Genomic DNA, 18,139 nt, shown 5'->3' on the forward strand with positions numbered 1-18,139 from the left:
CGTTAAATGAGCAAAAATAAACAGGATCTGGGTCCATACCGCAGAAAACAGTTTCAGACGTATTTTCAGTTTTCACTTATAGCAATTTGCTTTGTTATAATCTTTGTTCTCTTTTACGCCTGCACTGGCAGCAGCAAGAACGATATAGACTATACTGATGCAAAGGTGATACAGATGGACGAACCTGCCGATGACAGCCCTGTGGTGGTTTTTGAAACAAACAAGGGAACTTTCAAGGCTGTGCTTTTCCCTGATGAAGCACCGAACTATTGCAAGTTTTTCACTGGACTTGTGGAAAAGGGCTATTATGACGGCACTTATGTGAGCATGGTGCAGGACGGTGTGTATTTTATAGGCGGAACAAAGCAGGCTGACGGTCAGACAACTTCTGACACTGACACCACCACTATCGAGGCGGAGTATTCAAAAAACCTGTGGCCTTTAAAAGGTGCGCTTTGTGCATACACGCAGGAGCAAGGTCACTTGTTCAGCAAGAAGAAGGTTTCAAACAGCTATCTTCTTTTTGTTGACAACTATGACCTTACCGAGGAGGAGCAGGCGGAGCTTGACAGCAAGCTTGCAGACAGCAACAATATCCCTGAAGATATTACCGATGCTTTTGAGAAATATGGCGGTGTGCTGAATTTCTCTCAGCAGTATACTGTTTTCGGTCAGGTATATGACGGTATGGATATTTATGACGAGATATGCGGTACTGATGTGGCTGACTCTGAGACGCTGAAGCCTAGGGAGGACATACAATTCACAAAGGTGTATATGTCTACCTACGGAGAGAATAAAAACAGCAATGCTTTTGCAGGCAGTGCGGATAGTTCTGAGGTTTCTGAGAGTGCGGTCGACAGTGCAGACACAAGCTCGGAGATTTAATTTAATCATATCAATTAAAGCGAACGGGTGGATGCCTGTTCGCTTTTTATATTCACTGAAAATTCATTATTTATTTGTTTATTTCACTATAAATTTGTATTAAGCTCTGCTATACTACTCTTTAGAACATAAAGATTTTAACATTGCTTTCGTATGAATTAAGGCTTAAAATCAGAAGATTTTATACTTGATATAAGAATATGAAACACAAATGCTATTATATTAGACATGACGGCTTATATTGTAAATTACATTAATAACGTTAGCCGAGCCACAGTTCTTGACTTTATGAGCTTATTGTGGTAAACTTAAAACCAAGTCCATGTGTGAAAAAAATTCCGGCAGTGCCTGGCTTTTATGTGCGTTGAGCCGAGGGTTGAGCTTGCAATGGTGTTGGACGATATTAACGAAATTTTTTTAGTAACAGAATAGGCAGGAAAGTCCTGTCTTTAAAATAGGAGGAAATTTTATGAGCGAATACAAGATCTACTCATTGCATATGGGTAAGGCAAAATGTGCTGTTGATTTGGGCGATGGCTCTGAGCGTGGAGAGTATGTAAATCAGGATTACATTCTCAACAAAATGGGCAGACCACACAGAAGCATAAGCCTTATGTACTGCTACTATCCGCTGGATAAGGAGTTCCCTGGAAGAATTTCTGAGGTAATGAAAGACGAAGATGTTTCTTTTGCATGGGATTATCCATATGATGATTATTTCACATACAAGGGCGGTCTTGAGGGCAACACAGAGGGCGAGCCTTTTACCTTCATGAGAGATGTAAGACGTCATGGACAGGACGTTACACTCACACTCACAGTTGACCCACACGTTTCAGACGAACAGCTTATCGCTATCGCAAATGACCTTAGACCTTTCGGCAGACTTCTTCTTAGAATAAACCATGAAGCTACAGGCAACTGGTTCTCATTCAACAAGAGATGCACTTATCAGGAAGTTGCTGATTTCTACTGCCGTTTCAATAAGATACTTAAGGAATATGCACCAAACGTTTCTACTATTCTTTGTATCGGTGGCATTGAAGATCTTAACAAGAACGAGATCGAAAAGGAAGCAGAGTTTTCACAGGCTGTCAAGGAGACAGACATCTGGTCTGTTGACAAGTACATGGCTCTTCACTGGGGTTGGCCTTATGACGTTGCTGAAAGAGGCGGCACAAGCCACAGCAGAAGCAAGGTCAAGGACATATACAATATGACAAAGCGTTCTTTTGAGAGATTCAAGGAGATAAACGGAGGCGTTACAAAGCCAATGGTAATGAGCGAGTTCAACGCTGACGGTGATGTTACAGGTCCATACGATCAGGCAGCAATGGTAAAGGAATTCTGCGATATGCTCAAGGCTGACGGCGAGGACTGGTTCTCAGGATTTACTTTCTATCAGTTCAGAGACAGAGGACGTCTTGGTCTTGAGATTCAGGATCCTAACTATGCTGACTGCGGTATCGAGCAGCCTGTTATGAAGACATACAAGGAAATAATCCACGATGATTTCTTCAAGCCTGCAATGACAAGAGGCGACGAGGTTACACTGCCATGCACGCTTCGTTGGGGCGGTTCTGAGGACGCTGAGGGTCTTGAGATCCCTCTCCACTTTGAAAAGAATCCACATTTCTGCGAGGTTACATTTGATGATGATTCAAACATCATGATGGAGATAAACGGCAAGTGGTTCTATAAGTCACCTGAGGCAAAGACAATCGACCTTATGGCAGCTTTCTTTGAGAAGCCGCTGGAGGGTGAGGCTGATCTTACTCTCAGACTTTTTGCTCCTCCTGCAAGCGGTGAGAATGATCTGTCTATTGAGGACGGACTTATGAACAGCTACACAGAGATCAAGAAGCTTCCTAATATCCGTATCAGATTTGAGCCAGTTGAGCTTTAATTTCAGACATAATTTAAGGGACGGTTTTTCCGTCCCTTTTTGTGTGATATTTCGGCTTATATAAACGAGTGTAGGTAAACGGGCGAACAGTGTTCGCCCCTACAATAAAAAGCCGTTTACTGTACAAAAATTCGTACATTAAACGGCTTTTTTTGGTTATTTATCACACGGTGCTTGTCTTGACATTATCTGCATTGCGGCTTTTAGACCGTCAACGGCGGCGGACATTATGCCTCCTGCATAGCCTGCACCCTCGCCGCAGGGATAGAGATTTTCCACTGAGAGAGATACCATATCTGCGTTTCGTGTTATGCGAACAGGGGAGCTTGTACGGGTTTCAGGTGCGGTGAGCATTGCACCTTTATCGCCGAAGCATTTCATTTTTCGTGAGAAATTCTGCAAGCCGCCCTCCAGCATATCAGTCACGAATTTAGGGAATACATCACGAAGCTCTGTCGCCTTACAGCCAAGTGCATAAGTGGGTGAAACTGTGCCTGCTATTTCAGGCTTGCCATCAAGAAATCCGCCAACTGTCGTGCCTGCGCCTTTATATGAGCCTGTGAGAGTATAAGCTTTTTGCTCTATAGACCGTGCGAAAGCCACTCCGTCAAGCGGGCAGTGGCCAAAGTCGTCAGGGGTAACGGCCACGACAACTGCGGCGTTTGCGTTTTCACCGTCACGGGCAAACTCGCTCATGCCATTTGTGACAGTGCCTCCGCTTTCGGAAGCTGACGGCACAACTGTACCGCCTGGACACATACAAAAAGTGTAAACACCTCTGCCGTTTTTATCACGCCATGAAAGCTGATATTCACCCTTTGGAAGCAGTGGATTGCCTGCATGGTCACCGTATAAGCTTTCATCAACAGCCGCCTGCTTATGTTCTATTCTTGCGCCAACAGAGAACGGCTTAGGCTCTAGAAAGATGTTTTTGCACTGCAAAAGCTCAAAAGTATCCCTTGCGGAATGACCAATAGCAAGTATAACGGCAGACACTTTTTCGTTCTTGTCACCTGCTGATATAGTATGCACTTTGCCGTTAGCAACAGCCAGATCAGTGAGGGCAGTGTCAAATCTTACCTCGCCCCCAAGCTCTATTATCCTTTTTCGGATAGCCGTGACGATATTTCGCAGATTGTCAGTGCCGATATGCGGCTTAGCTTTTGTGAGGATCTCTTTCGGCGCACCGAAATCCACGAAGCGTTCAAGAACATATCTGCAAAGAGGGTCTTTTATTCGTGTGGTGAGCTTGCCGTCAGAAAATGTGCCTGCACCGCCTTCACCGAATTGCACGTTGCAATTGGTGTCAAGCTCGCCTGTGAGCCAGAATTTCTGTACCGATGCAGTACGTTTTTCCATTGAGCTGCCACGCTCTAAAATAATCGGTCTATATCCCTGCTCGGCAAGGGCAAGCCCTGCGAACATTCCTGCTGGTCCAAAACCTGCAATGACAACTTTGCCCTCTGCTTTTTTTGTGGATATGACAGGCTTGTAAACACTGCGCTCAACATAGGTCAGGGAAGTGTTCTTCTCACAAAGCTTCTTTTCAAGGTCGGCACTGTCAAGTGTCACGAAAACTGAGTGGACAAAGTGAATGTCGTTGCGCTTTCGTGCATCAAGAGAGCTTTTGTGTATCTCGCAGTCTATGGCGTGCTTTGAGGCACTGCCTAGCTTTTTCAAAGTGGTGGAGATAACTTCCTGCTCTGTTGCGTTAAGGGGGGAACTTATTTGATTTACTATTATTGGCATATATCCTCCTGCGTTTTTACCGAAAAATCGGGACGAATAGATCGTCCCGATAAAATTCTATTAGTCTGAAACAACTATCTGTATCTCGTTTTTGCCGAAACCCCAAACGTTGTTATAGGTCGGTGAATAGATTATAGCCTCTCGAGCATAAGAACCAGAGTCAATTATGTCGCTTAGATTGACCTCAGCGTATAAGTCGCTGTCTTTAAGATTGTTTATCACATCTTCAGGACCGTAGACCTTGACGTTTGTGAGCTTTTTTGTTTCTATCTCAGTGGACTTGCCTGACGGCTTGCCCGTTGCGATGATATGGTCTGATGTTATGGTGAACTCCTTCGAGGTGTATCCCTCTGAGTCAAAGGATACACGAACGTTTTCATCGCCATTCATATTGATCTCACCTGAGTTGAGAGGGATCTTGAAGCTGAACACCTTTGCAAGGTTTATCTCTGAAAGTTTTATGGAGCCGATAGTGAGCGTTTCTGTATCTGAGTCGTCAAGATTTGGCGATACCACAGAAATCTCTTCCTCGGAAAGCTTCAGTGGCAGTGAGCTGACATCAAAATTATCCGTACAATTAGAGATATCTACCTTTAGCTTTGCTGTCTTTTTCTTGTAGATAACAAAATTCACATCGACAGACTTTGTATCCTTGACTTCTATTTTAGATGGATCAACAACGTTGTCGTCATCGTCATAGAATACTATATCCTGTGTGTTGATAGTCGTGTCTTCGGATATTTTCTTTGATTTTGAGATCTGTGCCACTGCTTTGCTTATGTTGTCAAGGTCATTTTTCGGACCTTCAACTGTTATCTCGCTTGGCGATGTGGTAGTTTCTTTAAGGATATAGCCCTCCTCAGCGCTTATGAGCGGGGCTTCTGCGGTGAGTGGGATAGTCTTTGTGGTAAGTCTGTCAAACTCCACAGAAACAGTGTCAGGGTTGACAGAAACTACAGTTACCTTGTCGGTGGAATGTGATGACTTGACATCGATGTCAAGGTCGTAGGTACCCTCTTTTGTTACGTCATCAAGATTGACAGTTGCCACAAGATCTGCGGCAGTATAGCTGCCTATCTCATAGTTCATGCCCTTTATCTCAACGTCTACGGAGATGTCCTTATAGTTGAGTGCGGAAAGTCCTTTTTCTTTTGCCTGCGTTCCGTCAAGTGAGAACACAACAGGAACGTTTGTTATAGTCTTATTTATTGTAGGATACTGAGTGATAGAAAGGGCGAACCATATTATTACAGCAATGATTATGGAAAGTATTCTCAGACCAAAGTCTGCACCATGGCGATTTTCTTTTTTAGCCTTTTTTACTTTTTCCATTTTGAAATCACCCTTCCTGCAAAAGAATTTTCTCTAATGGAATTAGCGTCCTTTTCAGGCAAAAGACGATTGTCCAGAAGTCTTTTCAGAGAGTCCTTTGAATATCCTCTGGTAAGCTCTCCGTTTTCGGCAACTGAGATGTTGCCTGTTTCCTCAGATACCACGACGACTATTGCGTCAGAGTTTTCGCTCATTCCGATAGCTGCACGGTGTCTTGAACCGAGTTGTTTGTTTATAAGTTCGTCTTTCTGCGGTCTTGGCAAGAAACAGCCTGCCGCAAGTATTATTCCGTCTCTGATTATTACAGCACCATCATGGAGCGGTGTATTCGGGAAGAATATGTTTCCGAATATCGCTGTTGACGGTATGCAGTTGAGTATCGTTCCTGTAGCTATCTGTTCCCCAAGCTTTGTCTTTCTCTCACAGATTATAAGCGCACCTGTTTTGGTGGAAGAAAGACTTGCGGCAGAATCACATATAGCGTCAATAGCTTTTTTCCAATGTTCGGTGTTGTCGTCAGAGTCACTTGAGCTAAAGAAATTAAAGCCACCTAGACTTGTTCGTCCAACCTTTTCAAGAACACGTCTGAGTTCAGGCTGAAACATTATGATAAGAGCAAGGAAGCCCCACTGGAAGCAGATCCTCAGCAAAAATCTAATAGTTTGCAAATTAAAGAATACTGCAAGCAGGTAGCAACCTATAAGTATAAGGATACCTTTTGTGAGCTGCTGCGCCCTTGTTTCGCGAATAAGCTTTATGCCGTGGAATATCAGAAAGGAGAGGATAGCAATATCGACAATGTCATTAAGACCTATTGATGTAAAAACGCCCCAAATAGCGTTTATAACATAAGCGATACTGTCAAGCATAGTTCACACCCTTTCGATAATTTCTGTAAATGTAATGAAAAAAACAAAACAAATACAGATGATTTTATATACATTAATAGTATATCATATTTTTTCGCAAAGTACAAGGGTTGAACAAGATTTTTTTTAATAAAAAGTGTAGTGCTACAATAGATATTGGACAAAATTAAGAAAAAAGAAAAGAGAGATAGACAAAAATCTGATAAAATAAAGTTACCACACCAAATTCAAATCAGAAAGGAAGCCTATCTCTCATGAATAGTATAACACAAGATATGAAGTTTCGTCAATCCTTAATGAATTACGCAAAGAAATATGGAGTGAGCCGAGCGAGCAGAAAATACAATAAATCACGTTCATATATATATTTCTGGCTGAAACGCTGGGACGGAAGTGTGGAGTCCCTCGCAGTTAAATCACGCCGACCGCATCATCATCCCAACGAGCATACCAAGGAAGAAATAGATCTTATCAAAAGGTATCACAAACGAAACCCAACGCTTGAGCTTCCCGAACTATGGCATCGTCTCAGAAAACAAGGGTATACACGCTGTCTTGAAAGTCTTTACAGGGTTATGAAAAAACTAGGAATGCTTCCGAAAAAGCCGAAGAAAGCGACGTATAAACCAAAGCCATACGAGCAGATGACATACCCCGGAGAGCGTATTCAGGTGGACGTAAAGGTAGTTCCGAGAAAGTGTATAGCTGACCCAGAGATGAAGCTGTACCAATACACGGCGATCGATGAGTATACCAGGATAAGATTTTTATACGGATATGAGGAGCAAAGCACCTATTCTTCAGCAGACTTTGTAAAAAGGCTGGTGAAATGGTACAAACGCAGAGGAATAACGGTGAAATGTATTCAGACCGACAATGGATTTGAATTTACTAACCGCTTTTCGCCAAGCAAAAGAGACAAGAAAACGCTGTTTGAGAATACGCTCTCACAACTTGGCATTGAACACAAACTCATTCGTCCATATACGCCCAGGCACAATGGCAAAGTAGAGCGCAGTCACCGAGAAGATCACAACAAATTCTATTCGTGCCATAGGTTTTATTCCTGCGACGACTTAAACGTGCAGCTAGCTGCACGTTTAAGTCGAACAAACAACCGTCCTATGCGTCCCCTCAAATGGTTTTCGCCTATCGAATTTCTTAATAATAGTGTCCAATATGATTGACAAACCTACATGAACAAGATTTTTTTTAATAAAAAGCGGACCTTTTTTCAGTCCGCTTCTATATCAGCTCTCTTTTGGCAGATAAAATCTTCCTGAGAGTTTTTGTGTTTTTACTTCGTTTATGAAGGCTTTCGGATCGGCTTCTTTTACAGCGTGTATGATCTTTTTGGTCTGTGCCGCTGATACTACTGAATAGACGATCTGTCTTTCGCAGTGTTCATAAGACCCCTCGCCGTCAAGTATGGTCGCGCCATGCTGGCTCACTGCATAAATAGCGTCTGCTATCTCTTTGGGCTTGTTTGTTACGATAAGCAAGGTGCTTTGCTGGAATTTTTTGTAGAGCATATGCAAAACAGTTGTTGAAGCATATTGAAAGATGATAGAATACAGTGCTTTGTCCCAGCCGAACATAAAGCCTGCAACGCACAATATGACCGCATTGAAGCCAAGTATAACATTGAATGTGTCCATATTGCTTTTCTCTGAAAGATAAATGGATATAAAGTCCGTTCCACCTGATGTTGCACCACGATTAAGGCAGAGGCTAATGGCAACGCCGTTTATCATTCCTCCGAAGATGCTTATGAGAAGCACGTCCTGGGTGATTATGTGATTGGGGATAAGGTCGGTGAAAAAGCTGTTGAGCAGTATCATCACGCAGGAAAAAGCCGTGAACTTTTTGCCGATAAATCTGAAACCGATATACACGGGGATTATGTTCAGAGTTATGTTTATGATGCTGAACGGAAGCATTATGCCTGCAAGCTGTTTCACTGCACGCTGTATGAGTATGGACATTCCTGTCATTCCGCCTGGGTAAAGACCGCCTGTGTTTACAAAGGTCTTTGTGTTTAGCGCCATCAGAAAGGCGGCGACAGTCACGGCGATAATTGTGAAAATGTCTTTTCTGATATCTTTTTTCATGGCTTTGCCACTCCTTTCATATGTCAGCAATTATTCTCCTTTAAGCTCGGCAAATTTTTTCTGCATGGTAGGGTTATTTTTGGTAAGACTCTTGATAGTGAGAGCGTCAGCCTTTTTGTTTGCAAGGCGCAGATTGTTTTCTGATGAAATAAGGTTTTCTTTTATCTTTGTGAGATGTGCTATAGACTTGTCTATTTCTGTGATAGCTTCGCCAAAACGTCTGCTTGCAAGTTCATAGTTTCGGGCAAAGCCCTCCTTGAAAGTGTTGATGTTTTGCTCAAACATTGTGATGTCGATATTCTCGTTGCGCACCTTTTCGAGCTCTTCCTTATAGGAAAGGGTATTCATGGCGGCATTTCTCAGTATGGTGATTATTGGTATAAAACACTGAGGTCTGACTACATACATTTTATCATAAGCATATGAAACATCTGTGATACCTGCGTTATAAAGCTCGCTGTCGCTTTCCAGAAGTGAAACAAGTACAGCGTATTCACATTTTTTCTCACGTCTGTCCTTGTCAAGCTCTTTGAAGAAATGCTCGTTCTTTTTCTTGGTGGAGGTGGTATCCTGCTCGTTTTTCATTTCAAACATTATGGATATTATCTCCACACCGTTTTCATCACATTCACGGTAGATAAAGTCGCCCTTGCTTCCTGAGCTTGCGTCGTTATCCTTGTCAAAATAAGCGTTTCTGAATGCGGTAGCTCTTATCTTGTTGAACTCGTTCATGCAGTGCTGTTCAAGGCTCTCGCCCACCATTTTTGTAGACAGACGGCTTTTTAGGTCTTTGTAGTATGCGATAGCTTCGTCCTTACTTTTTATCTGTGCATTAAGCTCTGCAATAGTGGAATTTTTCTCACTTTCCACTTTTGAAAGTGCAGTGGTAAGCTCCAAAGCCTTTTCAGTATCCTTATTTTTGATATCTGTTTCAAGACGTGTTATCTCCGCTTTATATTCATTTTCTGACTTTTGCATTTGCAGAGTATGCTCAGAATTGAGTTGCTGTATCTGCATATCACGCTGAGATATCTCCTGCCTGAGCTTGTCCTTTTCGCTGTTGAATTGCGATCTTGCTTTCTCCACAGCCATTGATATGGCAAGTTCTTTTTCTGTGGTCATAGATTTGGTCTGAGCGGTAAGCTGTGCAATAAGCTTTTCGTTTTGACTTATCTGCTCTTTTAGCTGCTCAAGCGTTTTTTCATACTCGGCTCTTGTGCTCTCCTGAGCCTTTGTGACTGCAAGCGTCTTTTCACTCTCGCCATTAGCCGCAGCCGCTTTCAGCTTTTGTATCTCCATATCCTTATCATTGACAGCCTTTGTATACTTGCTGTCAAAATCAAGCTTAGCAAGCTTCAAAGCCTTGTCTTTTTCATCAGCCACACGCTTGTCAAGCTCTTTATCAAACTCCGCAGTTTTTACCTGTGCCACGATAGCCGCATAGCCCTGCTCGTCAACTTTGAATACCTCTCCGCAGTGGGGACATTTTATTTCAGACATTTTATGTACCTCCGATTTCTTATTTTTTCTTTAATATGATTATACCATATTTTATTCTCCTATACAAGAAATGAAGAAGATTTTTTTTTACGACAAAAAAGCAGGAACGTAAAAATCACGCTCCTGCCAATTTATTAAAAAGCCAAAAGTTAGAGAGCGGCACAAAGGTCGCCCATACATAAAATAGTTACGTCATTTGTAGGGGACGGCGCCCTCGACGTCCCGCTTGCTCGGTTTTTCAGCACTCTCAGCAGAAAAGTAAAAAAATCACGCTCCTGCGAAAATTTAGCCGAGTATTTTCTTTATATCTTCCTCTGGTGTGCTGATAGGAGTAAGCTGGAACTTATCGACCAAAACGTCAAGCACGCCCTTTGAAACGAATGCAGGGAGGGTCGGTCCGAGGTAGATGTTCTTTATGCCCAATGAAAGCAGGGTGAGAAGTATGCACACTGCCTTTTGCTCATACCATGAAAGCACAAGTGTCAGCGGCAGATCGTTCACACCGCAGTCGAACGCCTCGGCAAGTGCAATGGCTATCTTTATGGCTGAGTATGCGTCATTACACTGTCCGCAGTCAAGTATCCTTGGTATGCCGTCGATAGTGCCGAGATCCATATCGTTTATGCGATATTTTCCGCAGGCAAGAGTGAGGATAAGACTGTCAGGCGGCGTGAGCCTTGCGAAGTCGGAATAGTAACTTCTGCTCGGTGACGCACCGTCACAGCCGCCTATGAGGAAGAAGTGCTTTATCCTGCCCTCTTTCACAAGGCTTATTATCTTTTCGGCATTTGACAGCACTGCGTTGTGTGCAAAGCCTGTTGTTACTGTGTGACCGCCGTTCATACCTGTCATTTCTCTGTCCTCGTCATAGCCGCCGCACTCAATGGCTTTTTCTATAACAGGCGTAAAATCCTTGTCGTCGCCAATGTGCACAAGCTCAGGATATGACACGATAGAGGTGGTGAAAACTCTGTCGCAGTAGCTTTGACGGACAGGCATTATGCAGTTTGTTGTGAAAAGTATCGGTGCAGGGATATTGTGAAATTCCGTCTGCTGATTTTGCCAGCCTGTGCCGAAATTGCCCTTTAGCTGCGGATAGGCTTTGAGCTTTGGATAACCATGGGCAGGGAGCATTTCACTGTGAGTGTAGATATTCACTCCTTTATCTTTGGTCTGCTCAAGTAGAAGTTTCATATCGTGCAGGTCATGACCGCTCACGACGATAAAAGGCCCTTTTTCAATGGTCAGTGGAACTTCTGTAGGGACAGGGTCACCGTATGCGTCAGTGTTTGCGGCATCGAGAAGTGCCATACATTTCAGGTTCACATTGCCTGTTTCAAGCACCAGCCCCAACAGCTTTTCAGGGTCGTTCTCACTGCCTATGGCACGCAGAGCTTTGTAGAAAAAGCTTGTCACCTCGCTGTCAGTTTTGCCAAGTGCCTGTGCGTGATAAGCATACGCCGCCATACCCTTTATTCCGAAGAGGATAAGTGATTTCAGCGAGCGGATATCCTCATGATCGTTCCACAGTTTTTTCATGTCGTAGTCATCAAACTTCTGAGAGTTGATGCGGTTTCGCTCAATGTGTATCTCCTCTGTGAGCTGTTTTATGGTGACATTATTGAAGTTCACGTTCGTGATAGTCGTAAAAAGCCCTTTGAGTATGAGCATATCTGTTTTTTCAGTTGACGAGCCATTTTCTGCGGCGTTTGCAAGGGTGATAAGTGCACCGATAAGCTCGTCTTGATAAACTGCTGTGTCGGCTTTTTTGCCGCATACGCCTACTTTTCCGTCACAGCCTGTGTTGTGTGCTGTCTGCTGACACTGGAAACAAAACATATCTTTCACTGGTAAGACCTCCGTATATTTGTGATAGGTCTATTATGTACCGATATGTGAAATTTATTCCTGAGTTTTATGAGAAAAACAGCCTTACAGCCAGTGCAGAGAACACAAATCCCATAAGGTCTGAAAGGCACGCCGCAGCAAATACCGAGGGGTAAGCTTTTTGCTTTATGGCTGAAAAATATACTGCTATGGTGTAGAATGTCGTTTCCGTTGACCCCATTAAAACGCTTGCCACACGTCCGCTGTAGCTGTCAGGGGAAACGCTTGAAAGAATGGTTTCAAGGCAGGCGAGTGCGCCGCTCCCTGAAATGGGTCTGACTATGGCAAGGGGTATGCACTCTTCTGGAAAGCCTAGAAAAGTGGTCACAGGTCGGAGCAGTTTTGCTATAATATCAGCCGCCCCTGATGATGTGAACATTCCAACTGCTGTCATAAGCAGAATTAGCATTGGTATAAGCCCCACGGCGATTTTGAGGTTTTCAGTCGCACCCTCGCAGAACACATTCACTATATCCACCTTCTTCACAAGCCCATAGCAAAGTATAAAAACCATAAGCGCAGGCACGAAAATGTCACCGAAATTCATGGCGTTCGTCCTTTCTGAGGTTGAGGGCATAGACCATAAGACAGCCTGCGGTCACGGAGATAAGGGAGGAGAAAATGATAGCAGGCGTTACGTCAAAGGGGGATACTGCACCGTGTTCAAGGCGCATTGCCGCAATGGTGGAGGGGATAAGCTGAATGGAAGCCGTGTTAAGCACCACAAGCATAGAAATGCACTTCTTTCGTGCCGTGGGCGGAAGCTTCTGCATGGCTTTCACTGTGGCTATGCCTGAGGGTGTGGCGGCATTGCCTAATCCTAAAAGGTTTGCGGTCAGGTTCATTGTCACAGCATTCATGACCTCGGGGCAGTGTGCGGCATCTCTGAATAGTAGCCTTGTGACAGGGGATAGCATACGGGCAATGACCGCTGTTATGCCAGCCTTTTCACATATCTTCATAAGTCCGCCCCAAAGACACATCGAGCCACTCAGGTATATGACAAGCTCCACCGCTTTGTTACAGCCTTCAAGAGAAGCCGCTGATACTGCTGTCATGTCGCCTTTAAGAAAACCGCATAACAAGGCGGATAGGGACAATATCACAATTATTACGCTTAATATAATTAACACTCCTTTCAACTAGTATTCATATCAAGTTAATATATAAAAAACTTTGACAATAAGTGTGAAATTTTGGTGATAACGCTTGACAAATGTAATTATGTTTGTTATAATATGTTTATCATAAGATTTATGTTAAATGAAATACTATTTTTGTGTTTCAAATTAATTTAAAGGGGATTGATTTTATGAAATCTACAGGAATTGTAAGAAAAGTTGACGAGCTTGGAAGAATTGTTCTTCCTATCGAGCTCAGAAGAACCTACGACCTTGCTGTTAAGGACGCTATCGAGATCTATACAGATGATGACAAGATCATTCTGAAGAAGTTCCAGAGAACTTGTATCTTCTGCGGAAGCGGTGAAGAGTGCGTTGAATACAAGGGCAAGACAATTTGTGCAGCTTGTATGGCAGAGCTCAAGGGTGAAGCTAAGTAATTACATATTTGTAGTAATATTATGAAACAGACAGGACGGACATGAAAGTGTTTGTCCTGTTTTTATTTTATGTGATAGAAAAAGCGTGTATGCCAATGACATACACGCTTTTTTTATATTATAAGCTTTTTGAAATCATCTTCGCTGCCATTAAATACCGTCATGTGTAGATATTCGCCGCTTTCATAGAATGAGAATTTTACACGGTTGGTATAAGTCCAAAACGTCCAATCCATATCCTCGTCAGGCTTTGAAAACAGGCTCTCATACCATATCTTGTCCTTGTTAAATCTGCTGTCTGAAGCAACGATGTTTTTGTACGTCCGTTCTGTGCAGTATATGACAGGTCTTATGCCGTATTGCTTTTCTATCCTGTCGCAGAAGTCTGCAAGGTTATCTGCGGCTTCGTAATAGTCAGGGGGCAGAAGTCTGTAAAGTCCTCTCAGTCTTACCTCCACTGCAGGGATAAGCCTGCCGCTTAGATCCTCGCCCACAGCATTTATGAAATGCTCTGCCTGCTTAGTGCCGTCAGTATCAAGCTCAAGCACATGATATGCTCCCACTGATATATCAGTGTCCTTTGAGCCGTTCCAGTTGTCACGGAACGCACCGTCCTCAAAGGTAGTGCCTTTGGTGGCTCTAATATAGGCGGTTTGGATATTCTGCTTAGCAAAACTCTTCCAGCGTATCTCGCCCATTGACTCTGTTACAACAGGTCCTCTTATTGGATAGTCACGCTTTTTCGGCTCATTGAACCACAGTCTGCCTGTATACAAAAGCACCGCAAGGTTTATCACAAGCACAACTGCACACAGTATTATCAGCCGTTTTACGAGCTTTTTCAGAAATCTGTGACGCGGCTTTTCTTCCTCGTAGACCTCGTAATTTGTGTAGTTTGAAAGGTCACGATCGTCATACTCGCTGTCTATTTTGTTTATTGCTTCCTTGTCAAGCTTGAATTTCTTGCTGCGTTTCATTAGCAGTATCCTCTCGGTTAAATTCCTCAGAATTTGCGATAAGCTCCGCAAAGGTATATGTGTCAAGCTTGTTCCTTACCATTTCAGATATCTCGTTAAAAGCTTTCTGATAACAGCAGATACCGTCTGCACCTCTGTTGCAGGTGCAGTCTGGGGAAAGACATCTTGAAAAATAATATGTACCCTCTATGGCTTCAAGAACGTCTTTCAAAGTAAGCTGTGCAGGGTCTTTATTTATGATATAGCCTCCCTGCGTGCCTTTATATGACTTCACTATATCAGCCGCAACAAGCTTTCTCAGTATCTTCAGCGCAAATCGAAGTGTAACGCAGGCATCATTGGAAATGGTCTTTGCGTCCATTTTGTCTCTTTCGCGGCATAGAACGGATACTATTCTTACTGCGTAATCCGCCTCAAGTGTTATAAACATTTATTTCCTCCGAAACTTAGTCAAGATAATCTCTTACCTTGTTGCTCCTGTTAGGGTGACGGAGCTTTCTGAGAGCCTTTGCCTCTATCTGACGTATTCTCTCACGGGTAACGTTGAACTGCTGACCTACTTCTTCAAGAGTTCTTGAACGTCCGTCCTCAAGGCCGAAACGCAGTCTGAGCACCTTCTCTTCTCTCTCTGTAAGAGTGGAAAGCACCTGATTTATCTGCTCTTTAAGAAGCACAAGTGAAGCGGCTTCTGCCGGAGCCGGAGCGTCATCATCAGGGATAAAGTCGCCAAGATGTGAGTCCTCCTCCTCACCGATAGGTGTTTCAAGAGAAACAGGGTCCTGAGCGATACGCATTATCTCTCTTACTCTTTCAACGCTCATATCAAGCTCTTTTGCTATTTCCTCAGGTGACGGATCATGACCGTTCTTGTGGAGAAGCTGTGAGGATACTTTCTTTACCTTTGTGATAGTTTCTACCATGTGTACAGGTATTCTGATAGTTCTTGCCTGATCGGCGATTGCTCTTGTTATAGCCTGTCTTATCCACCATGTGGCATATGTGGAGAATTTGAAGCCCTTTGTATAGTCGAATTTTTCAACGGCTTTGATAAGACCCATGTTGCCTTCCTGGATAAGGTCAAGGAAGCTCATTCCTCTGCCCACATATTTCTTTGCGATAGAAACAACAAGTCTGAGGTTTGCTTCTGCAAGTCTTTTTCTTGCTTTTTTAGCGTCCTTTTCATTGCCGCTAGACATCTTTTCTGCAAGTTGTATCTCCTCCTCGGAGGTAAGAAGCGGCACTCTGCCTATTTCCTTAAGGTAGATCTTAACCGGGTCGTCGATAGCGATCCCGTCGGTTGAAAGGGAAATATCAACGCCGTCCTGATCCAGATCGTCTTCTGGGTTTACCATGTCAAGGCTGTCGTCGGTGATGATATCATCAATTATCTCAATATTATTTGCGGCACAGCTATCATAGAAGCTGTCCATTTGCTCGACGTCATAGTCGAGCTTTTCAAGAGCGTCAGTTATCTCTTTTGTAGTGAGCTTGCCTGTAGTCTTGCCGTGTTCCATAAGGTTATCAAGTATCTGTTTCTTGTCTGTCATTTCAAACACTCCAATCTCAATTTTTACATCGGTTGATCTTTGCTAATTCTTTTTGCGCATTTCTTCAAACTTTTTGAAGAAGTCATCGTCGGATATATCCTCCTGTTTCTCCTTCGGCTTGTAGTTTAAAAGCACATTTATATAATCCTCAGCGACCTTGGCGTCAATGCCCAGTTCGCTGTATTTTTCCAGTATCTCCGTTATCTTACCCACTTCCTCGGGTGAAAATTCACCATTAAAAGATGATACAGAGCAATCCTGCAAATCGGTTATCTTGCTCGTCAGGCTTTCGTAAACACGCCTATTGAAGCTGGTAACGAATTTGTCGGGCGGAAGCCTTTTGAGAACATCTCCGCAGGCGTCATGATTATTGTAGAGATAATATATGATACCCGCTTCGGCGGCGGATTCTCGTCTGTGTTCATTGGCTTCGGGGTTTATGGTGTCACGCTTGTCAGCGAAGGTTATAGTGCGGGTCCATTCCTTTTTGCTATACTGATAGCGACGGTTTTTAAGTATAGCATTAAGTTCTGCATTGACAGTTGTGATGCTCACATTCTGTTCAGCCGCCACCTTTTTTGCGTATATCTCACGCTCAGTAGGGGAGCTTATATCCGCAAGGACTTTATAGGCTTTTTTGAGATAATCTATCCTGCCTATATCAGTGTCCATATCAATGCCGTCTTTGCATTTTTCTAGCTCAAACTCTATTGCGCCGTCTGATTTTTTCAGCAAATGGCGAAAGTGGTCTGCTCCGAATTTGTTTATGTACTCATCAGGGTCTTTTGCACCGTTCATTTTTATAACTGTGGTCTTAAGACCAGTTTCACCTAGAATTTTTATTGCTCTCGTTGTGGCTTTCTGACCTGCGCCATCTGCGTCATAGCATATGACAACGTTGTCTGCATAGTTGGATATTATCTTCGCCTGCTCAGGGGTGAGCGCAGTTCCGCAGGAAGCTACGGCATTTTCAAAGCCTGCCTGATTAAGGGAAATAACATCAAGGTTACCCTCGCACAGAAGAATGGTCTTATCTTTCACTGCGGCGTTTTTTGCGAAGTTCATGGAGAAAAGAAATCTGTTTTTTGAATACACAATGGTATCTTTTGAGTTAAGGTATTTTCTCTTATCGTCAGGTGTGAGCGCTCTTCCGCCAAAGCCCACTATATGACCTGCAAGGTCGATAAAAGGGAACATTGCACGATTTACGAAGAAATCGAACGTATTTCGGGTATTCTTCTGTGAACGTGAGATAAGCGAGCCTTGCTCCAATTCTTCCTCGGTAAAGCCCTCAGAGAGCATATAGCTTTTCAAGGCAGACCAACTGTTTGGAGCAAAGCCCATTCCATATTTCTTTATGATTTCAATACTGAGCTTACGTTTGTTTATAAGATAGTCAAGACATTCCTTGCCCTGTGGTGTCTTTAGCTGATGATAGAAAAACCTTGCGGCTGTTTTATTCATTTCATAGAAGCGCTTTCTGGTATCGGTGCGCTTGCTGTCATAGCCGTTATCCTCCGGAAGCGGCACTCCGCCACGTTCTGCAAGGAGCTTGACAGCTTCCCAATAGTCCAGATTATTGTACTTCATTGTAAAAGTGATAACATCTCCGCCTGCTCCGCAGCCAAAGCAGTGAAAATACTCTTTGTCAGGGTGAATATGGCAGGACGGGGTTTTTTCGTTGTGAAAAGGGCAGAGGCAAACATAATCTCTGCCTGTTCTTTTGAGGGTGACGTAGCTGCTCATGACCTCTGCGATAGGGTTGGCAGCTTTAAGTCTTTCTATAAAATCTATAGGCAGCGGCAAATTTCT

The 18,139-nt window shown here is 43.4% G+C and carries 16 protein-coding genes; 4 read left to right on the top strand and 12 right to left on the bottom strand.

Annotation, left to right across the window (positions count from 1 at the left end):
- Positions 1-6: 6 nt before the first annotated feature.
- Positions 7-888: a peptidylprolyl isomerase gene (locus tag RBI_RS11110; protein WP_051706861.1), complete on the top strand. Its 882-nt coding sequence runs from the start codon at positions 7-9 to the stop codon at positions 886-888.
- 469 nt (positions 889-1,357) lie between these two features.
- Positions 1,358-2,794, top strand: coding sequence for a hypothetical protein (locus tag RBI_RS11115; protein ID WP_041337227.1), 1,437 nt, complete (start codon positions 1,358-1,360; stop codon positions 2,792-2,794).
- A gap of 156 nt (positions 2,795-2,950) precedes the next feature.
- Here the strand turns inward: RBI_RS11115 and RBI_RS11120 are convergent, their stop codons facing one another.
- From RBI_RS11120 to cdaA, 3 genes are read right to left on the bottom strand one after another with little or no spacing between them, the layout of a single operon-like run.
- Positions 2,951-4,543, bottom strand: coding sequence for an NAD(P)/FAD-dependent oxidoreductase (locus RBI_RS11120; protein ID WP_041337228.1), 1,593 nt, complete (start codon positions 4,541-4,543; stop codon positions 2,951-2,953).
- A 60-nt stretch (positions 4,544-4,603) separates the two neighbouring features.
- Entirely contained in the window at positions 4,604-5,875 is a 1,272-nt protein-coding gene (locus RBI_RS11125) for a CdaR family protein (RefSeq protein WP_046440777.1), read from the bottom strand.
- Entirely contained in the window at positions 5,863-6,744 is an 882-nt protein-coding gene (cdaA, locus tag RBI_RS11130; RefSeq protein ID WP_041337229.1) for a diadenylate cyclase CdaA, read from the bottom strand. Before cdaA ends, RBI_RS11125 begins: the two co-directional genes overlap by 13 nt.
- Before the next feature lie 254 nt (positions 6,745-6,998).
- Here cdaA and RBI_RS11135 point away from each other — a divergent pair, with 254 nt between their 5' ends.
- Complete coding sequence (locus tag RBI_RS11135; protein ID WP_038671142.1) at positions 6,999-7,931, top strand: IS481 family transposase; 933 nt, start codon at positions 6,999-7,001, stop codon at positions 7,929-7,931.
- A 63-nt stretch (positions 7,932-7,994) separates the two neighbouring features.
- Here the strand turns inward: RBI_RS11135 and RBI_RS11140 are convergent, their stop codons facing one another.
- The 5 genes from RBI_RS11140 to RBI_RS11160 form a co-directional block, all read right to left on the bottom strand.
- Positions 7,995-8,855, bottom strand: coding sequence for a YitT family protein (locus RBI_RS11140; protein ID WP_041337230.1), 861 nt, complete (start codon positions 8,853-8,855; stop codon positions 7,995-7,997).
- Positions 8,856-8,885: 30 nt separating this feature from the next.
- Entirely contained in the window at positions 8,886-10,355 is a 1,470-nt protein-coding gene (locus RBI_RS11145) for a DUF2130 domain-containing protein (protein WP_022288271.1), read from the bottom strand.
- A 285-nt stretch (positions 10,356-10,640) separates the two neighbouring features.
- The gene (hcp, locus tag RBI_RS11150; RefSeq protein ID WP_041337231.1) at positions 10,641-12,203 is read right to left on the bottom strand and encodes a hydroxylamine reductase; all 1,563 of its coding nucleotides are present in this window, start codon (positions 12,201-12,203) and stop codon (positions 10,641-10,643) included.
- A 67-nt stretch (positions 12,204-12,270) separates the two neighbouring features.
- Positions 12,271-12,789, bottom strand: coding sequence for a spore maturation protein (locus tag RBI_RS11155; protein WP_041337233.1), 519 nt, complete (start codon positions 12,787-12,789; stop codon positions 12,271-12,273).
- The gene (locus tag RBI_RS11160) at positions 12,776-13,300 is read right to left on the bottom strand and encodes a nucleoside recognition domain-containing protein (protein WP_051706864.1); all 525 of its coding nucleotides are present in this window, start codon (positions 13,298-13,300) and stop codon (positions 12,776-12,778) included. The genes RBI_RS11155 and RBI_RS11160 overlap by 14 nt, the downstream gene beginning before the upstream one ends.
- Before the next feature lie 254 nt (positions 13,301-13,554).
- Here RBI_RS11160 and RBI_RS11165 point away from each other — a divergent pair, with 254 nt between their 5' ends.
- Positions 13,555-13,803: an AbrB/MazE/SpoVT family DNA-binding domain-containing protein gene (locus RBI_RS11165; protein ID WP_022288275.1), complete on the top strand. Its 249-nt coding sequence runs from the start codon at positions 13,555-13,557 to the stop codon at positions 13,801-13,803.
- Positions 13,804-13,916: 113 nt separating this feature from the next.
- Here the strand turns inward: RBI_RS11165 and RBI_RS11170 are convergent, their stop codons facing one another.
- The 4 genes from RBI_RS11170 to dnaG are packed head-to-tail and all read right to left on the bottom strand — an operon-like array spanning position 13,917 to position 18,133.
- Positions 13,917-14,780 (bottom strand): glycoside hydrolase family 25 protein, encoded by an 864-nt coding sequence (locus RBI_RS11170; RefSeq protein ID WP_041337235.1) that lies wholly within the window; start codon positions 14,778-14,780, stop codon positions 13,917-13,919.
- Complete coding sequence (locus tag RBI_RS11175; RefSeq protein ID WP_041337236.1) at positions 14,752-15,210, bottom strand: RrF2 family transcriptional regulator; 459 nt, start codon at positions 15,208-15,210, stop codon at positions 14,752-14,754. The genes RBI_RS11170 and RBI_RS11175 overlap by 29 nt, the downstream gene beginning before the upstream one ends.
- A gap of 16 nt (positions 15,211-15,226) precedes the next feature.
- On the bottom strand, positions 15,227-16,327 hold the full coding sequence (gene rpoD / locus RBI_RS11180; RefSeq protein ID WP_022288278.1) for an RNA polymerase sigma factor RpoD: 1,101 nt from the start codon (positions 16,325-16,327) through the stop codon (positions 15,227-15,229).
- A 42-nt stretch (positions 16,328-16,369) separates the two neighbouring features.
- Positions 16,370-18,133 carry a DNA primase gene (gene dnaG / locus RBI_RS11185; RefSeq protein ID WP_041337237.1) on the bottom strand — a complete coding sequence of 588 codons (1,764 nt, stop codon included), beginning with the start codon at positions 18,131-18,133 and terminating at the stop codon, positions 16,370-16,372.
- Positions 18,134-18,139: the final 6 nt, after the last annotated feature.

The sequence above is a fragment of the Ruminococcus bicirculans (ex Wegman et al. 2014) genome (genome assembly GCF_000723465.1).
Lineage (GTDB): Bacteria > Bacillota > Clostridia > Oscillospirales > Ruminococcaceae > Hominimerdicola > Hominimerdicola aceti.

Excerpts from the sequence above, each read along its gene's own strand:
- cdaA (WP_041337229.1), bottom strand. The coding sequence starts at position 6,744 with ATGCTTGACAGTATCGCTTATGTTATAAACGCTATTTGGGGCGTTTTT.
- RBI_RS11165 (WP_022288275.1), top strand. The coding sequence starts at position 13,555 with ATGAAATCTACAGGAATTGTAAGAAAAGTTGACGAGCTTGGAAGAATT.
- RBI_RS11140 (WP_041337230.1), bottom strand. The coding sequence starts at position 8,855 with ATGAAAAAAGATATCAGAAAAGACATTTTCACAATTATCGCCGTGACT.
- RBI_RS11110 (WP_051706861.1), top strand. The coding sequence starts at position 7 with ATGAGCAAAAATAAACAGGATCTGGGTCCATACCGCAGAAAACAGTTT.
- rpoD (WP_022288278.1), bottom strand. The coding sequence starts at position 16,327 with ATGACAGACAAGAAACAGATACTTGATAACCTTATGGAACACGGCAAG.
- RBI_RS11125 (WP_046440777.1), bottom strand. The coding sequence starts at position 5,875 with ATGGAAAAAGTAAAAAAGGCTAAAAAAGAAAATCGCCATGGTGCAGAC.
- RBI_RS11120 (WP_041337228.1), bottom strand. The coding sequence starts at position 4,543 with ATGCCAATAATAGTAAATCAAATAAGTTCCCCCCTTAACGCAACAGAG.
- RBI_RS11155 (WP_041337233.1), bottom strand. The coding sequence starts at position 12,789 with ATGAATTTCGGTGACATTTTCGTGCCTGCGCTTATGGTTTTTATACTT.
- RBI_RS11145 (WP_022288271.1), bottom strand. The coding sequence starts at position 10,355 with ATGTCTGAAATAAAATGTCCCCACTGCGGAGAGGTATTCAAAGTTGAC.
- RBI_RS11135 (WP_038671142.1), top strand. The coding sequence starts at position 6,999 with ATGAATAGTATAACACAAGATATGAAGTTTCGTCAATCCTTAATGAAT.
- RBI_RS11115 (WP_041337227.1), top strand. The coding sequence starts at position 1,358 with ATGAGCGAATACAAGATCTACTCATTGCATATGGGTAAGGCAAAATGT.
- RBI_RS11160 (WP_051706864.1), bottom strand. The coding sequence starts at position 13,300 with ATGACAGCAGTATCAGCGGCTTCTCTTGAAGGCTGTAACAAAGCGGTG.
- RBI_RS11175 (WP_041337236.1), bottom strand. The coding sequence starts at position 15,210 with ATGTTTATAACACTTGAGGCGGATTACGCAGTAAGAATAGTATCCGTT.
- RBI_RS11170 (WP_041337235.1), bottom strand. The coding sequence starts at position 14,780 with ATGAAACGCAGCAAGAAATTCAAGCTTGACAAGGAAGCAATAAACAAA.